The sequence below is a fragment of the Mycobacterium sp. genome (assembly GCF_040398885.1).
In the GTDB taxonomy this organism is placed as follows: Bacteria; Actinomycetota; Actinomycetes; order Mycobacteriales; family Mycobacteriaceae; genus Mycobacterium.
The window spans coordinates 1-4,485 of sequence record NZ_JBBATF010000197.1 but is presented as its reverse complement, the minus strand read 5'-3'; the positions used below and the strand labels follow the sequence as shown (position 1 = coordinate 4,485).

The 4,485-nt window shown below is 68.8% G+C and carries 4 protein-coding genes; 1 reads left to right on the top strand and 3 read right to left on the bottom strand.

Annotated elements, in window-relative coordinates:
- A partial coding sequence (locus ADBZ5U_RS14480) for a phosphotransferase family protein (protein ID WP_526811346.1) occupies window positions 1–1,043 on the bottom strand: 1,043 nt, incomplete at its 3' end.
- Window positions 1,044–1,081: 38 nt separating this feature from the next.
- Here ADBZ5U_RS14480 and ADBZ5U_RS14475 point away from each other — a divergent pair.
- A complete protein-coding gene (locus tag ADBZ5U_RS14475; protein ID WP_526811344.1) occupies window positions 1,082–1,369 on the top strand; it encodes a Dabb family protein in 288 nt (95 codons plus the stop codon).
- Between the two features lie 4 nt (window positions 1,370–1,373).
- Here the strand turns inward: ADBZ5U_RS14475 and nuoN are convergent, their stop codons facing one another.
- The gene (nuoN, locus tag ADBZ5U_RS14470; protein ID WP_526811342.1) at window positions 1,374–2,912 is read right to left on the bottom strand and encodes an NADH-quinone oxidoreductase subunit NuoN; all 1,539 of its coding nucleotides are present in this window, start codon (window positions 2,910–2,912) and stop codon (window positions 1,374–1,376) included.
- Window positions 2,909–4,483: an NADH-quinone oxidoreductase subunit M gene (locus ADBZ5U_RS14465; RefSeq protein WP_526811340.1), complete on the bottom strand. Its 1,575-nt coding sequence runs from the start codon at window positions 4,481–4,483 to the stop codon at window positions 2,909–2,911. Before ADBZ5U_RS14465 ends, nuoN begins: the two co-directional genes overlap by 4 nt.
- Window positions 4,484–4,485 lie beyond the last annotated feature (2 nt).

Sequence of the window (4,485 nt, the reverse complement as noted above, 5' to 3'; positions counted from 1 at the left end):
CCGGTGCGCATGAACACCACGCACCAGATCACCGCGGAGTAGACGTAGAACCAGCGCAGGTCGCCGAGTTCCACCCCGGTCAGCCGCTGATAGGTGTCGCGGACGTCCTCCTCGCGTAGCACGTCGGGCAGTCCGGGCAGCTGCGCCAGTCCGGCCAGCTCCTGGAAAACCCCGTGCGCGAATATGATCCAGGCGACGTCGAGTTCGCGGGGGCCGACCGTCGCCATCTCCCAGTCCAGCACTGCGACCGGTTGGAAGTCGCGGTAGAGCACGTTGCCGATGCGGGAGTCGCCCCAGGCCAGCACGGACTCCCCGGCGGCGATGTCGGAGGGGAAGTTCTCCTCCAGCCAGGCCAGTGCCCGCTCCGCGAGATCCGAGCGGCCGATGTCGGGGACGGCGAATTCGTACCAGGCCTTCAGCCGGTCGACGTGGCGGCGCAGTGGGGTCTCGCCGGGCGGGTCGTCCTCGATCAGGAATCCGAATGTGCTTGGCGCATCATGGATCCCGTGCAACTCGGCCAGTACCGCAACGGTGGCATCCTGCAGTTCGCGCTGCTTGCCGGCGGGGGCGTCGGCGAACCAGTTGCCGCCGAAGGTGTAGGGCATCACATCCGGCGGGACGACGCCCTCGACGAGGTCCATCAGGAAGAACGGGCTGCCCAGCACCTGCCCGGTCGGCTCGATCCAGCGCACCCGGGGCACCGGCACGCCGGTGAGTTCGGACACCAGTCGCAGCACGTCGAACTGGTGGTCCATCCGGTAGGCCGGGAAGACCGGGACGTCCTCCGCGGTGGGCGCCACCCGGGCCACCCACTTCTGCTCGACCGCCGCCGCGTTCTCGGTCCACCGGCCGGTCAGGATGATGGTCTCCGAGGACATCCCGTTGGAGTCGACGCCGCTTTCGACGGTCACCTCCGGGGTGACGTCGCCGGGCATCACGGTGGACAGCCACCGCGACAGCACGGCCGGGATGGTGCTGGTGTCGCGCGCCGAGCGACGTAGGGGGCCGACCTGTGTGTCAACGGCCGGTTCGCTGCTGTTCACGGTGTCGACGCTACCCCCAGGTGTGGTAACAAGTCGCAATGGCTTTCGTTCACGTCGTCACGTTCAAGTGGCGCGACGGATTTTCCGGCGAACCGGTCGCCGCGGCGCTGCGTGACCTCACGCCACTCCTGGAGGGCGTGCAGAGTTACCGGTGCGGCGGCGACGTCGGGATGTCTCCGGGAAGCTACGACTTCGCCGTCGTCGGCGTCTTCGACACCCGCGAGCACTTCCTGGCCTACCGGGACCACCCCGAGCATCAGCGCATCCTCCGGGAGATGGTGGTGCCCAACATCGCGGACAAGACGACCGTCCAGCTCGAGGACTGAAGCCTCAGGAAAGGAAACGCGCCGCCGAATCGGCCAGGTCCAGCAGTGGCTGTGGCAGCGCGCCGAGGGCGAAGGTGATGACCGCCGTCAGCCCGATGGTGGCGACGCTGAGCGCACCCGGCGGCGACACCTCGGGCGCGTCCTCGGGCGGGTCGGTGAAGAACATCAGCACGATGACCCGCACGTAGAAGTAGGCGGCCACGGCGCTGGCCAACACACCCACGACGACCAGTGGTAGCGCCCCGCCCTCGCCGGCTGCCTTGAACACCGCGAACTTGCTGACGAATCCGCTCGTCAGCGGGATGCCGGCGAACGCGAGCAGGAACAGCGAGAAGACCGCGCCGGCCACCGGGAACCGCCTGCCCAGCCCGGCCCAGCGCGTCAGGTCGGTCTGCTCGACGCCGCCGGCGTCGCGCACCACACCCACCACCGCGAAGGCGCCGACCGTGCTGAACCCGTAGGCGGCGAGGTAGAACAGGGTCCCCGAGATGCCGGAGGGGTTTGCGGCGATGACGCCGGTCAGGATGAAACCGGTATGGGCCACAGCCGAATACGCCAGCATCCGCTTGACGTCCCGCTGGGTGATCGCGGCGACGGTGCCGACGGCCATGGTCAGGATCGCCACCGCCCACAGCACCGGCCGCCACTGGTCCTTCAGTTCGGGCACGGCGACGTAGAGCAGGCGCATCAGGGCGCCGAACGCGGCGATCTTGGTCGCGGCCGCCATGAACGCGGTGATGGGCGTGGGCGCGCCCTGATAGACGTCGGGAACCCAGGAGTGGAACGGCACCGCGCCGACCTTGAAAAGCAGGGCGACGGTGACCAGGGCGGTGCCCAGCAGGGCCAGCGTGGTGCCGCCCGAACCGGTGCGCACCGCCGCGGCGATCCCGGGGATGCTCAACGTGCCGGCGTAGCCGTACAGCAGGGCCATCCCGTAGAGGAAGAACGCCGACGAGAACGCCCCGAGCAGAAAGTATTTCAGGCCCGCTTCCTGGGACAGCAGGCGCCGGTGGCGGGCCAGGCCGCACATCAGGTATAGCGGCAGCGACAGCACCTCGAGGGCGACGAACATGGTCAGCAGGTCGCCGGCGCCGGCAAAGAGCATCATGCCGCCGACGGCGAACATGGTCAGCGGGAACACCTCGGTCTGGGCGACCGCCGCCTTGGTGGCCACCTTTTCGGCGACGCTGCCCGGGACGGCGGAAGCCTGCGGGGTGAAGGAGTCCAAGCCCCCGCCGCCGCGCTCGGCGATGAGCAGCACCCCGAGAACGGCGACCAGAAGGATGGTGCCCTGCAGGAACAATGCCGGCCGGTCGACGGCAACCGCGCCGACGGCCGCCGCCTGACCGGTCCCACCTAGGCCGCGGTAGACGCCCACCAGTGCGGTGAACGCCGCCAGCAGACCGGCCAGGCTCAGCGAGACCTGCACCGGGTACCGGGTCCGCCGGGGCAGGAACGCCTCGGCGAGCACCCCGGCCACCGCGACGCCCAACACGATGAGGACCGGGGACAGCACCCCGTATTCGACGCTGGGAGCGGTCATTTCGCCGCCCCCAGGGTCGGTGCGGGGTCGGATTGGTGGATGCCCGACAGGGTGTGCGCGACCGCCGGGTTGATGACGTCCAGGGCCAACTTCGGATAGATGCCCAGCACCAGAAGCAGCACGATCAGCGGCGCCACCACCACCAGTTCCCGCGGCCGCAGATCGGTGAGCGACTCGTTGCCCGCGGTGAGCGGGCCGGTCATCATCCGCTGGTACATCCACAGCACGTAGACCGCCGAGAGCACCAGGGCAAGCGCGGCGATCACCGCGAAAACCGGGTAGCGGGTGAAGGTTCCGATGAGGACGAGGAACTCGCTGATGAACGGCGCAAGGCCCGGCAGCGAGAGGGTGGCCAGGCCGCCGATCAGGAAGGTGCCGGCCAGCACCGGGGCGACCTTCTGCACCCCGCCGTAGGCGGCGATGGCGCGGGTGCCGCGGCGGCTGACCAGGAAGCCGGCGATGAGGAACAGTGCGGCCGTGGAGATTCCGTGGTTGACCATGTACAGCGTGGAACCGGACTGACCCTGGCTGGTCATCACGAAGATGCCCAGGATGATGAAGCCGAAGTGGCTGATCGACGTGTAGGCGATCAGCCGCATCACATCGGTCTGCCCGATCGCCAGTATCGCGCCGTAGACGATGCCGATGACCGCGAGGGCGATCACGACCGGACGGAACAGGGCCGCGGAGTCGGGAAACAACGGCAGGCAGTAGCGCAGCATCCCGAACGTGCCGACCTTGTCCATCACCGCCATCATCAGCACCGCGGAGGCGGGCGTCGCCTGCACCGCGGCGTCGGGCAGCCAGCGGTGCAGCGGCCACAGCGGCGCCTTGACCGCGAAGGCGAACAGGAAGCCGCCGAAGATCATGTGGGCGATGACGGGAGCCATGGCGAACCGGCCCTCGGTGACGGCGTCGCCGATGGCCCGGACGTCGAAGGTGCCGCCGGCGAAGGCCTCGCTGTCGGCGGTCTGGACGTAGAGAGCGACCAGTGCGGCCAGCATGGCCAGGCCGCCGAAGAGGTTGTACAGCAGGAATTTCACCGCGGCTGCCGGAGCCGCGGAGCCGGCGACATTGGATTCCGGAGCCGCGGAGCCGGCGACATTGGATTCAGCGCTGTTGGTCCCGCCGAACCCCCCGATGAGGAAATACATCGGGATCAGCATGGCCTCGAAGAAGACGTAGAACAGCAAGATGTCCAGCGACGTCAGCGAGATCAGCACCATGCCCTCGACGGCCAGCATCAGCGCCACATACCCGTGCGGCCCGCGGCCCCGCAGACCGGTCCGCTCGTCGGCGTCATGCCAGCCGGCGATCAGCAGCAGTGGCATCAGAACAGCGGTCAGCACCACCAGGGCCAGGGCGATCCCGTCGACGCCGAGGATGTAGCCGGTGCCGAACGACTTTATCCAGGGATGGCTCTCGACGAATTGGTAGCGCGCGCCGGACGGGTCGAACCGCACCGCCAGCACCACCGCGACGGCCAGCACGCCCAGCGAGACGGCCAACCCGGTGTACTTGGCGGCGGTGCGCGCCGAAGCCGGCAGCAGCACGATGACGGCGGCTCCGATCA